At 59.1% G+C, this 3715-nt stretch carries 1 protein-coding gene and 3 pseudogenes; all 4 read left to right on the plus strand.

Annotation, left to right across the window (positions count from 1 at the left end; all coding sequences use genetic code 11):
* Positions 1-215: 215 nt before the first annotated feature.
* Positions 216-1217 (plus strand): annotated as a pseudogene (locus IVA79_RS36725) (AMP-binding protein); the annotation flags it as partial.
* 97 nt (positions 1218-1314) lie between these two features.
* Positions 1315-2952 (plus strand): thioesterase domain-containing protein, encoded by a 1638-nt coding sequence (locus IVA79_RS21995; protein WP_346658200.1) that lies wholly within the window; start codon positions 1315-1317, stop codon positions 2950-2952.
* Between the two features lie 133 nt (positions 2953-3085).
* Positions 3086-3326 (plus strand): annotated as a pseudogene (locus tag IVA79_RS22000) (hypothetical protein); the annotation flags it as partial.
* A gap of 101 nt (positions 3327-3427) precedes the next feature.
* Positions 3428-3628, plus strand: a pseudogene (locus tag IVA79_RS22005) (transposase); the annotation flags it as partial.
* Positions 3629-3715 lie beyond the last annotated feature (87 nt).

The raw sequence follows: 3715 nt of genomic DNA on the forward strand, positions 1-3715 counted from the left end.
GGCCGATTGGCATCACAATCACGACACAGAGCTGTTCGGTGGCTGGCGATCTGATGACGAGTCACAAAGCTGGCCCGGCCCGATGCGGCGATTTGCTGACCTTTGAGGTTTGCGCTCTGGATGGGAGCTTCCGCTGGCATTTTGATGCCACCCGATTTGCGCCGAGGCAGATCGGCCGCATGACGCAGCATTTGGAGACTTTGTTAAATGGTGTGATGGCCGATGCGGGGCAGCCGGTCGGCCGCACGGATATTCTCCCGGCAGACGAACGCAAATATCTGCTGGAAAAATTGAATCGGACGGCGACGCCTTATCGGTCGGAGCGGTGCATCCATGAGCTGTTCGAGGCGCAGGTGCACAAGGCGCCGAAGGCGTTGGCTGCGGTTTATGAGAACGAGAGACTGAGCTATGGCGAACTCAACGCACGGGCCAACCGGCTGGCCCATCATCTGATCGGGCTCGGGGTCAAGCCGGACCAGCCGGTGGCGATCTGCCTGGAACGCGGCTTGGCAATGGTGGTTGGTGTTTTGGCGATCCTGAAGGCGGGGGGAGCCTATTTGCCGCTCGATCCGGCTTATCCGTCGGCTCGGCTGCGGCAGATTGTCGATGATGCCGTGCCGCGACTGCTGCTTTGCGATGCCGCCGGTCGAACCGCATTGGGCGCCGAGGCTGTAGCCGATGTCAGCGTAGTCGATCTGGATACTGCCGCCCCGGTCTGGGCCGAGCGGCCGGATTCGGACCCCGATCCGCGCACCCTTGGCCTCACATCCCGTCATCTCGCCTACGTGATCTACACCTCAGGCTCCACTGGAACGCCAAAGGGCGTAGAAATGTCCCACGGCTCGCTTGTGAATTCGCTTGCAGGGATTGGCACGTCGAAACGATGCACACTTCAATTCGCTACCCTGAATTTCGATGTGTCCTGTCAGGAAATGTTTATTTGTTGGAAGGACGGTGGACTGCTCGTACTTGTGCGGGAAGAGACCCGTAGGCATTTCTCCAAGTTGCTCGAGTTCATCAAAAAGGAGGCGATCGAGCGACTTTTCCTCCCATTCGTAGCATTGAACCAACTTGCGGAGGTCTGGGGCGCGCAGCAAGTGAAGCTGCCCTCCTTAGGTGAGGTTTATACAGCGGGTGAGCAGCTGCAGGCCACTCCAACGCTTAGAGCCTTCTTCGAAGCACATCCAAAGGCGAGGTTGATCAATCAATACGGGTCCACAGAAATCAGCGTCATTGCCGAGCACCACCTTGCAGCTGACCCATCATGTTGGCCCCAGTTGCCTCCCGATCGGCCGTCCGATTGCGAACACGCGGGTGTACCTGCTGGACGGTCATGGCGCGCCCGTGCCGTTCGGGGCGGTGGGCGAGCTTTACATTGGCGGTGCGGGAGTGGCGCGGGGCTATCTGAACCGCCCCGAGCTGACAGCCGAGCGGTTCATCGCCAGTCCCTTTGTGGACGGCGATCGGCTGTACAGGACCGGCGACCTCGGGCGTTATCTGCCGGACGGCAATCTGGAGTTCCTGGGCCGCAATGACGACCAAGTGAAGATCCGCGGCTTCCGCATCGAGCCGGGCGAGATCGCGGCGCGGCTTTGCGAGCACGCCTTTGTGCGCGAGGCGGTGGTGGTGGCGATCCAGAACCGCGCCGGCGACAAGCATCTTATCGCCTATGTGGTGGGCTCGGACGAGGCTGGCTCGGACCAGGACGACGGAGGCGGGTTGGCCGGCGCCCTGCGCGCGCACCTAAGTGCGCTGCTGCCGGACTACATGGTGCCGTCGGCATTCGTGCGGCTTGAGGTGCTGCCGCTGACGGTGAACGGCAAGCTCGACCGCAAGGCACTGCCGGCGCCTGCTGACGATGCCTATGCACGGGCGGCCTATGAGGCGCCGCAGGGCGCAGTCGAGACGGCGTTGGCGCGGATCTGGGCCGAGCTTCTCAGGCTGGAGCGGGTCGGACGCAACGACCACTTCTTCGAACTGGGCGGCCACTCGCTCTTGGTGGTGCAACTGCTCAGTCGCGCAGTCGATCTCGGGCTCAAGTTCAGCGCCGCCGACCTCTTCCAAGCTCCCCTTCTGAAGGAAGTTGCATCGAAAGTTCATTTGGCGCCACAGCCCAGCTGTTTGAGAGCGATTTGTGTTCGCGAAACCGGATCGCGGTCTCCGCTGTTCTTTGTTCCCACAGGTTTGGGCGATTGCTCCTATGTCCCCAGTTTGGCGCAAGAAATGGACGTCGACTGTCCTGTCTACGCTTTGCCATGGCCGCAATTCAGTGCATTTCAATTTCCAACTGTTGAAAAGATAGCCTCGCAACTCCTTCTCCCAATAAGAGAGATCCAGCCACGAGGTCCATACCGGCTCGCTGGATACTCATCAGGGGGATTCTTGGCCTACGCGATTGCGCAGCAGTTACTGGATCACGATGCGGCTGTTTCATTCATCGGTCTAATTGACGTTGCACTATCTTCACATCCATCAAGCGTATCGCCCACCCAAATGATACAAGAAGTGCTCCTGGAATCTCTTGAACTAGACGACGAGAGGTTCGAAATACTTGAACGCTTCGCTGGACGAAGTTCAATTTCCGGACTGCTTGAAAAGGCTCAAAAGATGGGGGCGATCACGCCGGACCGTGATCTACGCAATGATATTCTGACGTATGAAAGGGCCACGCAATTCCAACGGGCGCTGCGCTTGTATCAAGTTCCGTCCCTCCCAGTTGAGATACACCAGTTCTATGCGAACCAGCCTCTTAGCGGTCAGACACGTTCTCGAAGAACTTCGCTAGGTCCAGAAGCAACTTCGCCTTTGCGGGGTTGGGACCGAATTCTGAGCGCGGAGGCCATTCATGCGGTGCCAATTCCAGGCGACCACATGACTATGATGGATGTCCCGGAGAACCGCAAAGTTCTGAGTCGGGCGATCTCAACGGCGTTAACCGGGACTCCTAAATAGTCGTCCGTTCTTTTAATCGCGGGCACAGTGTCAATCCCGCATTACCTGATAACCTCGAGGTCGGCGGCGACCTCAACCTATCCGATTCGGAACTCACGGCTCTGCCGAACAATTTATCGGTTGGTGGGGACCTCAGGCGCATTGGACGGACGCTTCCCCCGAAAAGATGACGCGCCAGGTCACCGACCCGATCGAGAAGAAGCGCGAGGAACTGGAATCGCTCGATTACACAAGAGCGTCACTGTTGCCGGCGAGACCGCCGTTTTCGTCTATCTGCGTGACACCACGAAGGCTGCCGATGTGAAGCCCACCTGGATCGCGTCCGCAACATGATCGCAGACATCAAGGCCGATTTTCCTCAAGGAGTGGTTGGCAGTGCCTGACAGGTCGAGATAGCCGCCGACCGACAGGCTCTCGTCGTGTGGAAGCGGGATTGCCTTAGTGCTTTGATGCCGACGGCAAGCAGCGCGTCCTCATCGAGCGCGACATCGCTGAGGAGCGGCTGCAGATCCGCCGGGAAAGAAGCGCGCCACTGCTGACCGGCCTTGAGGCTTGGCTCCGCGCGGAATCTGCCCGGCTCTCGCGTTCGTCCAACGTGATCAAGCCGATCAATTATCTGCTCAACCGATGCGATGGCTTTGCTCGCTTCGTCCACGACGGACGAATCTGCCTGACCACGGATGGTGTTGAGAAGCCCTATCGTCAGTTCAAGGCCACTTTTTTTGGCTTCTCCTTCCAGGCCGCCACCATCCGCTCGTACGCT

This window comes from Bradyrhizobium sp. 138 (genome assembly GCF_023074075.1).
Classification (GTDB): Bacteria; Pseudomonadota; Alphaproteobacteria; order Rhizobiales; family Xanthobacteraceae; genus Bradyrhizobium.